The sequence below is a fragment of the Nocardioides dubius genome (assembly GCF_039528155.1).
GTDB lineage: Bacteria > Actinomycetota > Actinomycetes > Propionibacteriales > Nocardioidaceae > Nocardioides > Nocardioides dubius.
This window is the reverse complement of the sequence record NZ_BAAALG010000007.1, coordinates 188,427-202,140: the sequence shown is the minus strand read 5'-3', so window position 1 is coordinate 202,140 and position 13,714 is coordinate 188,427. Positions and strand designations below refer to the sequence as shown.

Below are 13,714 nucleotides of genomic sequence, written 5' to 3'. Positions count from 1 at the left end.
GGCTCAGCCTGCGGAGCTGGCCGGGGCGCCCGTCGTCCCGGCCGGCCCGGAGGCGCCGTCGGCCGCACCCGTGGCGCCGGTCGCTCCGGAGGCACCCGAGGCACCTGCCGCCTCGGCGGCCTTCTTCTCCGAGACCAGCAGCGCTGCCTGGGTGCGCCGCTCGACGCCGAGCTTGGCCAGGATGTTGGTGACGTGGTTCTTGACGGTCTTCTCCGCCAGGTGCAGCTGGACGCCGATCTGCCGGTTGGTCTTGCCCTCCGCGATCGCGGTCAGCACCCGCCGCTCCTGCGGGGTGAGGTGCGAGAACTCGTCGTCGTCCTCGTCGGTGGAGCGCTGCACCAGGCGCAGTGCCGCGCCCGGGTCGATCAGCGAGTGGCCGCTGGCGACGAGCCGGGTGCCGGAGAGCAGCGAGGTGCCCTCGATCTGCTTCAGCACGTAGCCGGAGGCACCGGCCAGGATCGAGGCGTACATCGCCTCGTCGTCGTCGTAGCTGGTGAGGATCAAGGCCTTGATCTCGGCGTTGGCCGAGCGCACGTCGCGGCACACGTCGACGCCGGAGCCGTCCGGAAGCCGCGCATCCAGGACGGCGACGTCCGGCTCGAGCGCCAGGATCTTGGCGGCCGTGCCCTCGACCCTGTTGGCCTCGCCGACCACCGTGATGTCGCCGTCGGACTCGAGCAGTGCACGCAGTCCGCGCCGCACGATCTCGTGGTCGTCGAGCAGAAAGACGGTGATGGCCTTCTTCATGCTTGCATTCTCGCAGCAGCGGGAGCAGTGCGCAGGCGGAGGTGCGAATCCCCTGCAAACAAAGGCCGATCGGTCAGAAATGGGGACGACCCGCAGGCGGTGTGCGACGAGGTTTCACAGCGCCCCGCGGGGCGGGACCTTCGTCGACGTCTCCGGCGGACTTGGACCGGAGCGCCTGCGGGCCGGGTGACTGCCCTGGGATTGCTGCAGCTTCCACGCTGCGGCATCTGCCGGACAGCGGAGCTGCTAGCGAGCAGCCACCTCACGAGTCCTCAAAGCATTCATTCTCTGGACCACCTCCTTTCCCGTGTTCCTTCACGCTACGCCCGCGCCTGCGGCCGGACAAGGCATTTAAATCCGAGGGCTCGCGGGCGGGGCGGGTCAGGAGAAGGCGGCCGGATCGATCTCGAACCAGACGTGCTCGGCCCGGCCGACGACGCGTCGATCGGCGTCGTAGAGGGTGCTCGCGGTGTGCCACTTGCGGCCGTCGCGGCCGAGCTGCGCGCCCACGACGACGTGCTCCTCGCCGATCCGCGGCAGCGCGTCCAGGACGGCGGTGATCCGCCCGAGCACGATCGTGCGTCCGGCCAGGTCGACGCTCCAGGCACCGGGACAGTCCAGGGCCGCCCAGGCCACCGGGGCGTCGACCAGCTCGGGATCGGACCCGGCCAGGGACGGGTCCGGGGTCCAGGTGCAGGCCACCCGGGGCCGAGCGTCGACGTCGTCGACCGTGCCGGGGAAGAGCCGCAGGCCGTCGCCCTCGGCGCGCTGCGGACCGCAGGCGAAGCAGTGCGGAAAGGGGTGATCGACCAGCCCCGGGTAGCGGCTCTCGGCGGCGCGAGCGATCTCGGCGGCGACGCCGGGCACCGGCGTGGGGCAGTCCACGACGGCGCGTGCGGTGGCCACCACGTCATCGCCGTCGAGCAGCGTGGCGACGTCGTCGAAGGTGCACACGCGCAGTGCGTGCTCGAGCGGCGGGGGCCGGTGGAGTGTGACTTCGCTCGCGGTGCCGAGGCCGCGTTCGGGGACGTGGGAGGCCAGCGCTCCTGCGCTCCAACCACCGTTTCCCGAGGAGTTGGGGCCGCAGAAGCGGGCCGAGATCAGCAGCGGGTCCATGCCTTCCATCCTGGAGGAGTCCATCCCAGATCTCCACCAAGGAGACTCCGGTAGGTGTTGTGGGGTAAGAATGGCTGCGTGAGCGATCTGATCGACACTACCGAGATGTACCTCCGCACCATCTACGAGCTGGTGGAGGAGGGAATTGTGCCGTTGCGGGCTCGCATCGCCGAGCGTCTGCACCAGAGTGGCCCGACGGTCTCCCAGACCGTGGCCCGGATGGAGCGCGACGGCCTGCTGACGGTCGAGGGCGACCGTCACCTGGAGCTCACCGAGGAGGGCCAGCGCCTGGCCACCCGGGTGATGCGCAAGCACCGCCTGGCCGAGCGCCTGCTGACCGACGTGATCGGTCTGGAGTGGGAGCTCGTGCATGCCGAGGCCTGCCGCTGGGAGCACGTGATCTCCGAGGGCGTCGAGCGCCGGCTGATCGAGCTGCTGGGCAACCCCACCGAGTCGCCCTACGGCAACCCGATCCCCGGGCTCTCCGAGCTCGGTCAGAGCACCCCGGGTGAGGACTTCATGGAGGGCGTCGAGCCGCTCTCCGAGGTCGCCACGCTGCCGACCGAGCAGCGGGTGCTGGTGCGCCGCATCTCCGAGGAGATGCAGAAGGACGAGCACCTGATGAGCGCGCTGCGGCGCGTCGGCGCGGTCCCGGACAAGGTGGTCCTGGTGGCCGCCACAGCGGACGGCGTCCTGGTCGGCTCGGGCGGCGAGACCGCCGAGATCACCCCGGAGGCCGCGGACCACATCTTCGTGCGTCGCAGCTGACGAGTCGCTGTACAGCAGGGGCGGGCCGATCGGCTCGCCCCTGCTGCCATTTCTGCGCCCTGGGCGGATATTTCTGCGCCTTCGGCTAGGTGGCGAGCGCGGTGAGGAACTCGCTGCAGCCGGCGTCGACGAGCAGGGTGGCCCACTCGTCGCCGCGGGTGGCGCCGCGGTTCACGATCACCACCGGCACGTGCAGCTTGGCGGCCCGCTTCACGAAGCGGAGCCCGGACATCACGGTCAACGAGGAGCCCGCCACCAGCAGCGCGCCGTCGCACTCGGCCAGCTCCTCGACGGCGTCGTAGGCCCGCTGCACGCGCTCCTTGGGCACGTTCTCGCCGAAGAAGACGACGTGCGGCTTGAAGACGCCGCCACAGCCGCAGCGCGGCACCACGAACCCGGCGGTCTCCTCCAGGTCGACGTCGCCGTCGGGCCGGCTGGCGACCGCCTGGTGCGCCTCGACGTAGCCGGGGTTGAGCAGGTCCAGGTCAGCGGCGAAGGCACGGCGTGACGTCGTCGCGTGGCACCCCAGGCAGATCACCTCGGCGACCCGGCCGTGCAGCGCGAGCGCCGCGGAGCCGGCCGCCTCGTGCAGGCCGTCGACGTTCTGGGTGATCAGCAGCCGCACCCGGCCACGGGCCTCCAGCGCGGCCAGCGCCCGGTGACCGGCGTTGGGCGAGGCCCGATGCATCCGGCCCCAGCCGACGTGGCTGCGCGCCCAGTAGCGCTGTTGCGCCTGCGGCCCGGAGACGAACTCCTGGTAGGTCATCGGCATCCGCTCCGGAGCGCCGGGGCCCCGGTAGTCGGGGATCCCGGAGTCGGTGGAGAGACCGGCCCCGGTCAACGCCACCAGTGGCCGCTCGCCGAGCAGTGCCAACGCCTCGGCCTGGCTGGCGCGGGTGCCCGGCGACGGGCGGGTGAGGGTCATCGCGGCACTCTCACCGCGCGTAGCGGACGGCGGCCCGGGCGCGGGCCTTCTCCGCCTCCACCTCGCGGTTCTTCGGCGGCGCTGCGGTGACCAGGTGGTCGAGCAGGTGCTGGGTGATCGCCGCGATCTCGGCCACCGCGGCGTCGAACGCCTCCTGGTTGGCCTGCGACGGCTTGGTGGCGCCGCTGACCTTGCGCACGTACTGCAGCGCCGCGGCGGTGACCTCGGAGCGGGTGGCCGGCGGCTCGAAGTTGTTCAGCGGACGAATGTTGCGGCACATGGAGCCAACCTACGCCCGGCCGCCTCACCACTCCAGGTACCTGGTGCTGCGCTGGGTGGACAGCACCACCCTGCCGTCGGGCAGCGGCAGGGTCCGGGCCCGGTAGCCGTCCTCCCACGAGCCGAGCGGGATCTCGGTGCTCGACAGGGCGCCGTCCGCACCGACCTCGAGCGCCACGACCGAGACGGTGGAGCGACCGCGCCACCGCTCCAGCACGGCCAGCGCGGTGCGCTGCTCGGGCAGCCAGGTCACCTGGCGCGGCTCCCACTCGGCGGTGAACGAGCTGTCCCGGAAGGCCCGGGCGGCGACCCGGCGCGGGTCGGTGGGCTCGGCGATGTCGAAGACCGCCGCCTGGGCGCCGCGGGTCCGCCCGCGCAGGGTGGCGTCCGTGCCGAGGCCGAGCAGCCGCTCCTCGCCGATCGGGTGCAGGTAGGAGGAGAAGCCGGGGATCTTCAGCTCACCGAGCAGCACCGGGCTCGCGGGGTCGCCCAGGTCGATCGCATAGAGCGGGTCGACCTGGCGGAAGGTGACCACGATGGCGAGGTCGTCGAACCAGCGCACCGACTGGATCGACTCGTTGATCCCCATGCCGTCCACGGATCCGAGCTCGACCAGCTCGCCGCCGCGCTCGCCAAGCGTGACCACGGAGTGCGAGCTGAGCTGCCGCCGCGCCTTGCCCTTGCCGCGCTCGATGGTGGTGGAGACGGCGACCCGCAGCACGCCGTCGGCCGAGTCCATCGCCCACCGGTCGGCGATCGATCCCTCGACCTCGCCGCTGGCCAGGTAGTCGGCGCGGATCCCGTCCAGGGCGAAGGCGTGCAGCTCGGTGGTGTCGTCGCCCGTGGTGCGGCCCGAGAACCGGGGCATCGCCCAGTCCTCCATCACGCAGCACCACCTGCTGCCTCCGGTCGCCAGGTAGAGCCGGTCGGTGCTGGTGTAGACGATGCGGCTGTCGGTGAGCACGCTGGTGGCGTGGTAGCCGGCGGGATCGGTGGCCGCGAAGCCCACGACGTTCAGGAAGCCCAGGCCCTCGATCGTCTCCGGCACCTCCACCTGACCGCAGTCGATCAGGTTCTGGCGCTCGTTGCCGATCCGCAGCTGCGGCAGCCACTGCTCGATGGTGCTGGTCGCCAGCAGCTCGCGGTTGCGTGCCTTGGCCTCCTTGCGGGTCAGGCCCTTGCGGCGCGGGTACACGAAGTCGAGATCCGGCAGGCCGGTGGCGGTGACCAGGCGGACGTCGTCGCCGGTGACCCGAGCGGAGAGAAGCTCGCCGTCCAGGCGGCGGCGCTCCACGATCCGGGGCTGGGCCGGATCGCTGACGTCGATGCTGAGCACGCTGGTGTGGTTGCCGGCGCGGGTCCACGCGTTGCCGAGCGCCAGCAGGCGGTCGCCGACCAGCAGGAGCTCGGTCTCGTGCTGCATGCTGCGCGGCAGCTCGACGGTGGCGATCCGCTTCAGTGCGGCCGCCTTGGTGTCGCTGACGGCGAAGATGCTGATCCGGCGGCGGTCCGCGCGCACCACGATCTCGCCGTCGGTCTTGGCGATGTCGGGCTCGTCGATCCCGTTCTCCTGGACGTTGGTGCCGGTCTGGCTCGACGACTGCTCATCGACCGCCGTGTTCGCGCCCTTCGCCGCGGAGAGGTCCCCGGCCGCCGTCCGCTCGGCGACGAAGGCGCCGTCGTAGGCGAGGCCGTGCCGGGGGTACTCCCACCCCCACGCGCCGACCAGGTCCTTGGTCTGGGCGATCAGGGTGTCCATCAGGTCGGCGCAGGAGGTGGCGGTGGTGAGCCGGCCGGCGCCGGCTGCCGCCGCGGTGCCCCCGCCGGGTGCCGCCGCGGCCTGGACCGGATCGCGGTCGGGACCGGGGGCGGCGTCGTCGAGCAGCGCATGGCCGATCGGGAAGGCAGCGACGAACAGGGTGACGGCGAGGGTGGCGACCCCGAGCGGTGCCAGTCGTGAACGGCTCATGTGCGTTCGGACGGCGTCCGCGCCGGATCGGTTCCCGGACCGGCTCGCGCCGATCCGGATCGGGGCAGGAAGGCGCGGCTCGGGCCGAGGTGGCCGAGCCGGGTTTCGCCGATGCGCCCCCGGCTCAGGGCCGGTGCGGCAGAGTGGGGCGCATGGCTGAGCGATCCCTCGACATCGTCCTGTTCGGCGCCACCGGCTTCACCGGCGGACTGACCGCCGACTATCTGGCCCGGCATGCCCCGGCACGGCTGCGCTGGGCGCTCGCCGGGCGCTCCCAGGCGAAGCTGGAGAAGGTCCGTGACCGGCTGGCCGGGATCGACCCGCGGCTGGAGACGATGGAGCTGATCGTCGTCGACGCCGCCGACGGCGACGCACTGCGGGCGGTGGCCGAGCGCACCCGGCTGGTGATCACCACGGTCGGGCCGTACCTGGAGTTCGGCGAGCCGCTGGTCGCGGCCTGCGCCGCCGCCGGCACCGACTACGTGGACCTGACCGGTGAGCCGGAGTTCGTGGACCGGATGTGGCTCGCGCACCACGAGACCGCGGTGGCCTCCGGAGCCCGGCTGGTGCACGCCTGCGGGTTCGACTCGGTGCCGCACGACATCGGCGTCTTCCATGCCCTGCAGCAGGTGGACACCACGGTGCCGGTCTCGGTGCGTGGCGTGGTCCGCTCCAACGCCACCTTCTCGGGTGGCACCTTCCACTCCGCGATGGGCGTGATGGCGCGGGCCAAGCAGATGAAGGAGGCGTTCGCCGAGCGCCGCCGGCGCGAGCCGAAGCCCGAGGGGCGCAGCAGCCGCGCGGTCGCGGGCAAGCCGGGACGCGACAAGCGGCTCGGCTACTGGCTGCTGCCGCTGCCCACGATCGACCCGCAGGTGGTGCAGCGCAGCGGTGCCGCGATGGCCGAGTACGGCCCGCGGTTCACCTACTCGCACTTCGCCGGCACCAAGACGCTGCGCTACGCCGTCGGCGGTGCCGCCGCGATGGGCGGCGTGGTGATCGGTGCCCAGGTGCCGCCGGTGCGCAACGCGCTCAAGGGCCGGATCAAGCAGGGCGAGGGGCCCTCGCTGGAGCGGCGCAAGAAGTCCTGGTTCACCGTCGACTTCCTCACCGAGGCCGGCGGCAAGACCGTGCACACCCGGGTCTCGGGCGGCGACCCCGGCTACACCGAGACCGCCAAGATGCTCGCCGAGTCCGCGCTGTGCCTGGTCTTCGACGTCAACCCGCCGACCTCGGGTCAGGTCACCACCGCCACAGCGATGGGCGCCAATCTGCTCAGCCGTCTCCAGGGTGCTGGGATGAGGTTCGAGGTGCTCTGACTCAGCCGCGCTCGGCGTTGGCCGCGTCCAGCAGGGCCTGGATGTCGTCGGTGCTGACGGCGCCGCCGGACATCCGCACCACCCGGCCGATCGGGAAGCTCATCATCATCTGACCGACGCCCTCGACGTCGTCGGCGGAGTCGGCTCCCTGCTCGGCCAGCCCGGCGGCGACCAGCGGGCCGGCGATCGGGTCGGCGATCACCTCGGCGATGGTCGACTCCAGGTGCAGCGGCTCGGTGAGGTCGTCGCCGGCGATCGAGATGTGCGTGTGCCCGGTGAGCGCGCGGCTCGAGGTGCCGACCGCGACGTGGTACTCGCCGTCCTCGACGGCCCAGCCGCGGCCGGTGAACCAGGCGGCGAGCTGCCCGGTGGGCACCCGCACCTCGGCGATGCTGGACTCGCCGGGCTCCAGGTCGACGACGGCGACCCCGACCAGCTCGCGCGGCGCGCGCGCCAGTTGTGAGCTCGGCTTGCCGACGTAGACCTGGACGATGTCGCGCCCGGCCCGGTCGCCGGTGTTGGTGACCAGGACCCGCACCGTGAAGCCGCTGGGGTCGCCGCTCACCAGCAGGTCGTCGTGGGCGAAGGTCGTGTAGGAGAGCCCGTGGCCGAACGGGAAGGCGACGTCGAGGTCGCGGGCGTCGTACCAGCGGTAGCCGACGAAGACGCCCTCGCCGTAGCGGACGTGGCCGCGCTCGCCGGGGAAGTCGAGGTAGGCGGGGGAGTCCGCGAGACGCAGCGGCATCGTCTCCGCGAGTCGCCCCGATGGGTTGACCCGCCCGGTCAGCACGTCGGCGAGCGCACCGCCGCCGGCCTGGCCGAGCAGGTAGCCCTGGACCAGGGCCGGCACCCGCTGCGCGAACGGCACGGTGACGACGCCCCCTCCCGAGAGCACGACCACCGTGCGCGGCTGGACCGCGAGCACCGCCTCGAGCATGGCGAGCTGATCCGGCGGCAGGTTCAGGTCCGTGCGGTCGAACCCCTCGGACTCCGCCTCGGGCGGCAGCCCGAGGAAGACCACCGCGACGTCGGACGCGTGGGCCAGCGCGACCGCCTCGGTGAGGTCGTCGCCGGCGAAGGTGACGTCGTCGTGCAGGGCGCTGAGCTCGCTGAGCGCATCCTCGAGCCGGGTCGGGTTGATCCGTGAGCTGCCGGCGCCCTGGTAGCGCGGGGTGCGGGCGAACTCGCCGATCACGGCGACCCGGCTGCCGGGCTCCAGCGGCAGCAGTGGTGCGTCGCCCACCGGCTCGTTGCGCAGCAGCACCACGCAGCGGGCGGCGATCTCGCGCGCGGCGGCGTGGTTCTCGGCGTGGACGGTGGCCGGGTCGCGGGGCGCGCCGGCCGTGGCGGCCCGCTGGATCAGCGCCAGCACCCGCTCGGCGGCGCGGTCCACCGCCGCCTCGTCGAGGCGTCCGTCGGTGACCGCGGCGACCAGCTCGGCGTCGGTGACGCCGCCGTTGCCGGGCATCTCCAGATCGAGCCCCGCGCGCAGCGCGGCGACCCGGTCCTTGACCGCGCCCCAATCGGAGACCACCAGTCCGGTGTAGCCCCACTCCTCACGGAGCACGGTGCGCAACAGCCACGGGTTCTCGCTGGCGTGCAGGCCGTTGATCCGGTTGTAGGAGCACATCACCGTCCACGGGTCGGCGTGGGTGACCACGTGCTCGAAGGCGCGCAGGTAGATCTCCCGCAGCGGCCGCTCGTCGACGTCGGCGCTGACCCGGAGCCGGTCATGCTCCTGGTTGTTGACCGCGAAGTGCTTGAGCGAGGCGCCGACCCCGCCGGACTGGATGCCCTCCACCCAGGCACGGCCGAGCGCGCCGGAGAGCCACGGGTCCTCGGAGAAGTACTCGAAGTTGCGCCCGCACAACGGGGAGCGCTTGATGTTGATGCCCGGGCCGAGCACCACCGCCACCTGCTCGGCGCGCGCCTCGGCGGCGATCCGGACGCCGACCTCGTGCACCAGGTCGACGTCGAAGGAGGAGGCCAGTGCGACGGCCGGCGGGAAGCAGGTGGCCGGGCGCGAGTCGCCGATGCCGAGGTGGTCGCCGGAACCGCCCTGCTTGCGCAGCCCGTGGGGACCGTCGGTGAGCATCACGGACTCCGCGACGCCCTCGATGGCCTGGGTGTGCCAGAAGTCCTGGCCGGAGAGCAGCGAGGCCTTCTCCTCCAAGGTGAGGCGGGCGACGATCTCGTGAGGGGTGGGCATGGGACCTCCAAGAGCGAAGAGCGCTGGGCAGACGTCTCGACCCTAGATCCCGAAGCGCGCGAAGGCCCCCACATCCGCAGAGGTGGGGGCCTTCGGTAGCGGCCGGCGGGTCAGGCTTCGATCGCCTCCGGCTGCTCGGTGGGTGCCGAGTTGATCTGGATCTTGCGGGGCTTCGCCTTCTCGGCGACCGGCACGACCAGGCGCAGCACGCCGTTGTCGTAGCTGGCCTCGATCGCCTCGAGGTCCAGGTTGTCGCCGAGGACGAGCTGGCGGGTGAACTGACCGTGGGTGCGCTCGGCGGCCAGGTGCTGCCAGTCGCCGTTGCGCGCGACGCGCTCCGCCTTGACCGTCAGGACGTTCCGTTCGACGTCGAGCTCGATGTTCTCCGGGTTCACTCCGGGCAGGTCGAACTCGAGAACGAAGCGGTCGCCTTGGCGCCAGGCGTCGAGAGGCATCACGGCGGGCCGGTTGGTGGTTCCGCCCAGCAGCTGGGAGGTGAGCCGGTCGAAGTCGCGGAAGGGGTCAGCAGTGCGCAGCAACATGGTTCCTCCTTGGGGGATTCGGGGTTTAAAACCTGTAACAGCAGTTATAGATGATCTGTTCCCAAGATTTCAAGTACCCTGGACTTGCGAGGCAAAGGGGAGACCATGAAGGCCAGTGTTGGCGTCTACGCCATCTCGGTGGCTGCCGAGATGACGCAGATGGAGATCCAGAATCTGCGGGTCTATGAGAGGCGCGGCCTGGTCGAGCCTGACCGGACCGCAGGTGGCACGCGGCGCTACAGCCCCGACGACATCGAGCGACTGCACCGGATCCGCCAACTCCTGGCCGCAGGCCTGAACCTGACCGGGATCGCCTTGGTGCTGGAGTTGGAGAGTGAGGTGTCCCGGCTGCGGTCGGACAACGCGAGCCTGCGCCACGCTCTGCGGGAGTGACTCCTGGTCCCCGCTCACCGGAAGTCGCGGGAACGGTGCCGGTCATGCAGCGCGCGGCCGGCGTCGGGGCTGACGCTCTCCAAGGGGAGGAGCTCGTCCGCGACCAGGTTGGTGACGCCGTCCTGGCGCTCGACCATGCCGCGCACCACCATGCTGGCCGCCGAGCGGGCGGTGCTGCGGTAGCGACGCCACAGGCCCTCGGAGCAGACCACGTTGAGCATCCCGGTCTCGTCCTCGACGTTGAGGAAGGTGACCCCGCCGGCGGTGCTGGGGCGTTGCCGATGGGTGATCAGCCCGGCCACCTTGAGGCGTCGTCCGGCCGGTGCCCGGTGCACCGCGCTGACGGCATGGATCCCCGCGCGCAGCAACGCCTCGCGCAGGTGGCTGAACGGATGCGCGTCGGGGGTGATCCCGGTGGCCCAGAGGTCGGCCAGGGTCTCCTCGACCACGTTCATCTCGGGCAGCGGCGGGGCGCTGATGCCGGGACGGGTGCCGTCGAGGTGCCCCTCGTGCTCGACGTAGCCGGCGTTCCACAGCGCCTCGCGCCGGGTCAGCCCGAAGGCGTCCAGTGCGCCGGCGGTGGCCAGTGCCTCCAGTTGGCGCGAGTCGAGCCGGGCCCGGCGCGACAGGTCGACCATGTCGGCGAACGGGCGCTCGTCGCGGGCCGCGACGATCCGCGTCGCCAGCTCGGTGCTGATCCCGTGCACCGCATCGAGGCCGAGCCGCACGCTCCAGCCGGTGTCGCGGCGGTGGCGTGGGGTGGGGTCGGGGGTGCCCTCGACGAACTCGGTCCGCTCGGGGTGGTCGAGGCGGCAGGCGTCGAGACCGCTCGGCCGCGGTGCGACGTCGTCCTCGAGGGGCTCCAGGTCGGCGGTGGGGGCGGAGCGGACGATGTCGGGGCCGCGTACCTCGACGCCGTGCCGGCGCGCGTCGTGCACCAGTGACTGCGGGGAGTAGAAGCCCATCGGCTGGGCACGCAGCAGCGCGGCGAGGAAGGCAGCGGGGTAGTGCAGCCGGCACCAGGAGCTGGCGTAGACGAGCTTGGCGAAGGAGAGCGCATGGGACTCGGCGAAGCCGAAGTTGGCGAAGGAGAGGATCTGGGCGTAGATCGCGTCGGCCTTCTCGCCGACCAGGCCGCGGCTCTTCATGCCCGCGTACAGCTTCTCCCGGATGCTCTCGATCCGCTCGATGCCGCGCTTGGAGCCCATCGCCCGGCGGAGCAGGTCGGCCTCGTCCTCGGTGCAGTCGCCGAGGGTGCGCGCCATGTCCATCAGCTGCTCCTGGAAGAGCGGGATGCCCTTGGTGCGCTTGAGAACGGGCTTCAGGTCGGGGTGGTCGTAGCGGACCTCCTCGCGCCCGGTGGCGCGGCGGATGTAGGGGTGCACGGCGCCGCCCTGGATCGGGCCGGGGCGGATCAGCGCGATCTCGATCGCGAGGTCGTAGAACTCGCGCGGCCGTAGCCGGGGCAGGGTGCCGATCTGGGCGCGGCTCTCCACCTGGAAGACGCCGACCGAGTCGGCGCGACAGAGCATGTCGTAGACGGCCGGCTCCTCCTTGGGGAGGGTGGTCAGCGTCCAGTGCTCGTCGAGGTGGGTGGCCACGATGGTGAACATGTGGTCGAGCGCGGAGAGCATGCCGAGGCCGAGCAGGTCGAACTTCACCAGGCCCATCCACTCGCAGGAGTCCTTGTCCCACTGCAGGATGGTCCGCTTCTCCATCCGGGCGCGCTCGATCGGGCAGACCTCGCCGATCGGCTGCTCGGTGAGGATCATCCCGCCGGAGTGGATGCCCAGATGCCGTGGTGCGGTGAGCATCTGCTGGGCGAGCTCGACGACGGGAGCGGGGATCTCGTGCTCGCAGTGCGGGTCGTCGGGGTGGATGATCGTGCTCCACGAGTTGATCTGCTTGGACCAGGCGTCCTGCTGGCCGGGGGCGTGCCCGAGCGCCTTGGCGGCGTCGCGGATGGCGAGCTTGGGCCGGTAGGTGATCACGTTGGCGACCTGGGCGGCGTTGCGGCGTCCGTAGGTCTCATAGACCCACTGGATCACCTCCTCACGGCGGTTGGAGTCGAAGTCGACGTCGATGTCGGGCTCCTCGTCGCGGTGCTCGGAGATGAAGCGGGCGAAGGGGAGCCGGTAGAAGACCGGGTCGATCGAGGTGATGCCGAGCGCGTAGCAGACCGCGGAGGAGGCGGCCGATCCCCTGCCCTGGCAGAGGATCCCCTGCGAGCGGGCGAAGGCGACGATGTCGTGCATGATCACGAAGTAGCCGGAGAAGTCCTTGCGCTCGATGGTCTCCATCTCGCGCTCGATCCGGGCATGCGCCTTCTCGACCTCGGGGTAGTCGGCCGGATAGTGCTCCGCGGTGCCGCGCGCCAGCAGCACGCGCAGCCAGCTGCGGGCGGTGTGGCCGTCGGGGATGCCGCGCTTGGGCAGGTCCGGGGTGGCCTTGCGCAGGTCGAAGGCGATCTCGTCGGCGATGGTGACGCTGCGCGCGACGGCGCCGGGGTAGCGGGCGAAGCGGGCCGCCATCTCCTCGCCGCTGCGCAGGTGCCGACCGCCCCAGGCGGGGAGGTAGCCGTCCATCTCGGCCATGCTGCGCCGGGCGCGCAGCGCGGCCATCGCGGTGGCCAGCTGGTGGTGCGACGGCGAGGCGTGGTGCACGTTGTTGGTGGCGACGACGGGGAGCCGGCGGTCGGCGGCGAGGGCGGCCAGCAGGTCGTTGGTGACCGAGTCGGTGGGCAGCCCGTGGTGGGTCAGCTCGACGACCACGTTGTCGTGCCCGAACCGGGTGGTGAGATCGTCCAGGACGGCGGCGGCCGCTGCCGGGCCGGCCTCGGCGAGGGCGCGGTGCAGGCTGCCCTTGCGGCAGCCGGTGAGGATCAGCCAGTGGCCGCGGCCGTAGTCGGTGAGCTCGTCGAGGTCGTGCACCGGACGGCCCTTCTCGTCACCGCGCAGGTTGGCCTCGGTGATCGCCGCGGAGAGCCGGTGGTAGCCGGTGACGTCGCGGGCCAGCACCAGCAGGTGCTCGCCCTCGGGGTCGGCGATGCCGAGCTGTGGCCGGCTCAGCCCGAGCGAGAGCTCGGAGCCGTAGAGCGTGCGCAGCTCGTGCCCGGCGGCGACCTCGGCGAAGAGGGGCGCGCCGGCGAAGCCGTCGTGGTCGGTCAGGGCGAGCGCGTGCAGGCCGAGACGGACGGCCTCCTCGACCAGGTCGCGGGGGCTGCTCGCGCCGTCGAGGAAGGAGTAGTGGCTGTGGCAGTGCAGCTCGGCGTAGGGGACCGCCGTCGTCTCGGGGCGGTGCACGCTCGCGGGGGCGCGGTAGGGCTTGCGACGCCGGGAGCCGGGGCCGTCGTCGGGGCGCGGGTCGGGGCGGCCCGACAGCTTGCGCTCCAGCTCGGACCAGGGGATCGGTGGGTTGCTCCAGCCCATCAGCGGGCCTGCTCAGGGC

General features: G+C 71.9%; 11 protein-coding genes. 3 read left to right on the top strand and 8 right to left on the bottom strand.

What is annotated here, in order from left to right:
* Positions 1 to 3: 3 nt before the first annotated feature.
* Both ABD151_RS09670 and ABD151_RS09665 read right to left on the bottom strand, forming a co-directional pair.
* Complete coding sequence (locus ABD151_RS09670; protein WP_343993717.1) at positions 4 to 747, bottom strand: LuxR C-terminal-related transcriptional regulator; 744 nt, start codon at positions 745 to 747, stop codon at positions 4 to 6.
* Positions 748 to 1,128: 381 nt separating this feature from the next.
* On the bottom strand, positions 1,129 to 1,863 hold the full coding sequence (locus tag ABD151_RS09665) for a hypothetical protein (RefSeq protein WP_343993715.1): 735 nt from the start codon (positions 1,861 to 1,863) through the stop codon (positions 1,129 to 1,131).
* Positions 1,864 to 1,941: 78 nt separating this feature from the next.
* Between ABD151_RS09665 and ABD151_RS09660 the strand changes: the two genes are divergently transcribed.
* Positions 1,942 to 2,631, top strand: a complete 690-nt coding sequence (locus ABD151_RS09660) for an iron-dependent transcriptional repressor DtxR (RefSeq protein ID WP_343993713.1) — start codon at positions 1,942 to 1,944, stop codon at positions 2,629 to 2,631.
* 85 nt (positions 2,632 to 2,716) lie between these two features.
* Here the strand turns inward: ABD151_RS09660 and ABD151_RS09655 are convergent, their stop codons facing one another.
* From ABD151_RS09655 to ABD151_RS09645, 3 genes are read right to left on the bottom strand one after another with little or no spacing between them, the layout of a single operon-like run.
* Entirely contained in the window at positions 2,717 to 3,556 is an 840-nt protein-coding gene (locus ABD151_RS09655; protein ID WP_343993711.1) for a Sir2 family NAD-dependent protein deacetylase, read from the bottom strand.
* 10 nt (positions 3,557 to 3,566) lie between these two features.
* Positions 3,567 to 3,836, bottom strand: coding sequence for a DUF2277 domain-containing protein (locus ABD151_RS09650; protein WP_343993709.1), 270 nt, complete (start codon positions 3,834 to 3,836; stop codon positions 3,567 to 3,569).
* 24 nt (positions 3,837 to 3,860) lie between these two features.
* Positions 3,861 to 5,804, bottom strand: coding sequence for a beta-propeller domain-containing protein (locus ABD151_RS09645; protein WP_343993707.1), 1,944 nt, complete (start codon positions 5,802 to 5,804; stop codon positions 3,861 to 3,863).
* A gap of 152 nt (positions 5,805 to 5,956) precedes the next feature.
* Here ABD151_RS09645 and ABD151_RS09640 point away from each other — a divergent pair, with 152 nt between their 5' ends.
* Positions 5,957 to 7,123, top strand: coding sequence for a saccharopine dehydrogenase family protein (locus tag ABD151_RS09640; protein ID WP_343993705.1), 1,167 nt, complete (start codon positions 5,957 to 5,959; stop codon positions 7,121 to 7,123).
* 1 nt (position 7,124) lies between these two features.
* On the opposite strand, the gene ABD151_RS09635 is transcribed toward ABD151_RS09640, so the two are convergent.
* Together ABD151_RS09635 and ABD151_RS09630 are read right to left on the bottom strand one after the other, a co-directional pair.
* On the bottom strand, positions 7,125 to 9,332 hold the full coding sequence (locus tag ABD151_RS09635) for a glycoside hydrolase family 3 C-terminal domain-containing protein (protein WP_343993703.1): 2,208 nt from the start codon (positions 9,330 to 9,332) through the stop codon (positions 7,125 to 7,127).
* 110 nt (positions 9,333 to 9,442) lie between these two features.
* Positions 9,443 to 9,874 (bottom strand): Hsp20/alpha crystallin family protein, encoded by a 432-nt coding sequence (locus ABD151_RS09630; protein WP_343993701.1) that lies wholly within the window; start codon positions 9,872 to 9,874, stop codon positions 9,443 to 9,445.
* 105 nt (positions 9,875 to 9,979) lie between these two features.
* Between ABD151_RS09630 and ABD151_RS09625 the strand changes: the two genes are divergently transcribed.
* On the top strand, positions 9,980 to 10,267 hold the full coding sequence (locus ABD151_RS09625) for a MerR family transcriptional regulator (protein WP_343993699.1): 288 nt from the start codon (positions 9,980 to 9,982) through the stop codon (positions 10,265 to 10,267).
* A gap of 14 nt (positions 10,268 to 10,281) precedes the next feature.
* Here ABD151_RS09625 and ABD151_RS09620 read toward each other — a convergent pair whose 3' ends face one another.
* Complete coding sequence (locus tag ABD151_RS09620) at positions 10,282 to 13,695, bottom strand: error-prone DNA polymerase (protein ID WP_343993698.1); 3,414 nt, start codon at positions 13,693 to 13,695, stop codon at positions 10,282 to 10,284.
* Positions 13,696 to 13,714 lie beyond the last annotated feature (19 nt).

Excerpts from the sequence above, each read along its gene's own strand:
- ABD151_RS09670 (WP_343993717.1), bottom strand. The coding sequence starts at position 747 with ATGAAGAAGGCCATCACCGTCTTTCTGCTCGACGACCACGAGATCGTG.
- ABD151_RS09665 (WP_343993715.1), bottom strand. The coding sequence starts at position 1,863 with ATGGACCCGCTGCTGATCTCGGCCCGCTTCTGCGGCCCCAACTCCTCG.
- ABD151_RS09655 (WP_343993711.1), bottom strand. The coding sequence starts at position 3,556 with ATGACCCTCACCCGCCCGTCGCCGGGCACCCGCGCCAGCCAGGCCGAG.
- ABD151_RS09650 (WP_343993709.1), bottom strand. The coding sequence starts at position 3,836 with ATGTGCCGCAACATTCGTCCGCTGAACAACTTCGAGCCGCCGGCCACC.
- ABD151_RS09645 (WP_343993707.1), bottom strand. The coding sequence starts at position 5,804 with ATGAGCCGTTCACGACTGGCACCGCTCGGGGTCGCCACCCTCGCCGTC.
- ABD151_RS09640 (WP_343993705.1), top strand. The coding sequence starts at position 5,957 with ATGGCTGAGCGATCCCTCGACATCGTCCTGTTCGGCGCCACCGGCTTC.
- ABD151_RS09635 (WP_343993703.1), bottom strand. The coding sequence starts at position 9,332 with ATGCCCACCCCTCACGAGATCGTCGCCCGCCTCACCTTGGAGGAGAAG.
- ABD151_RS09630 (WP_343993701.1), bottom strand. The coding sequence starts at position 9,874 with ATGTTGCTGCGCACTGCTGACCCCTTCCGCGACTTCGACCGGCTCACC.
- ABD151_RS09625 (WP_343993699.1), top strand. The coding sequence starts at position 9,980 with ATGAAGGCCAGTGTTGGCGTCTACGCCATCTCGGTGGCTGCCGAGATG.
- ABD151_RS09620 (WP_343993698.1), bottom strand. The coding sequence starts at position 13,695 with ATGGGCTGGAGCAACCCACCGATCCCCTGGTCCGAGCTGGAGCGCAAG.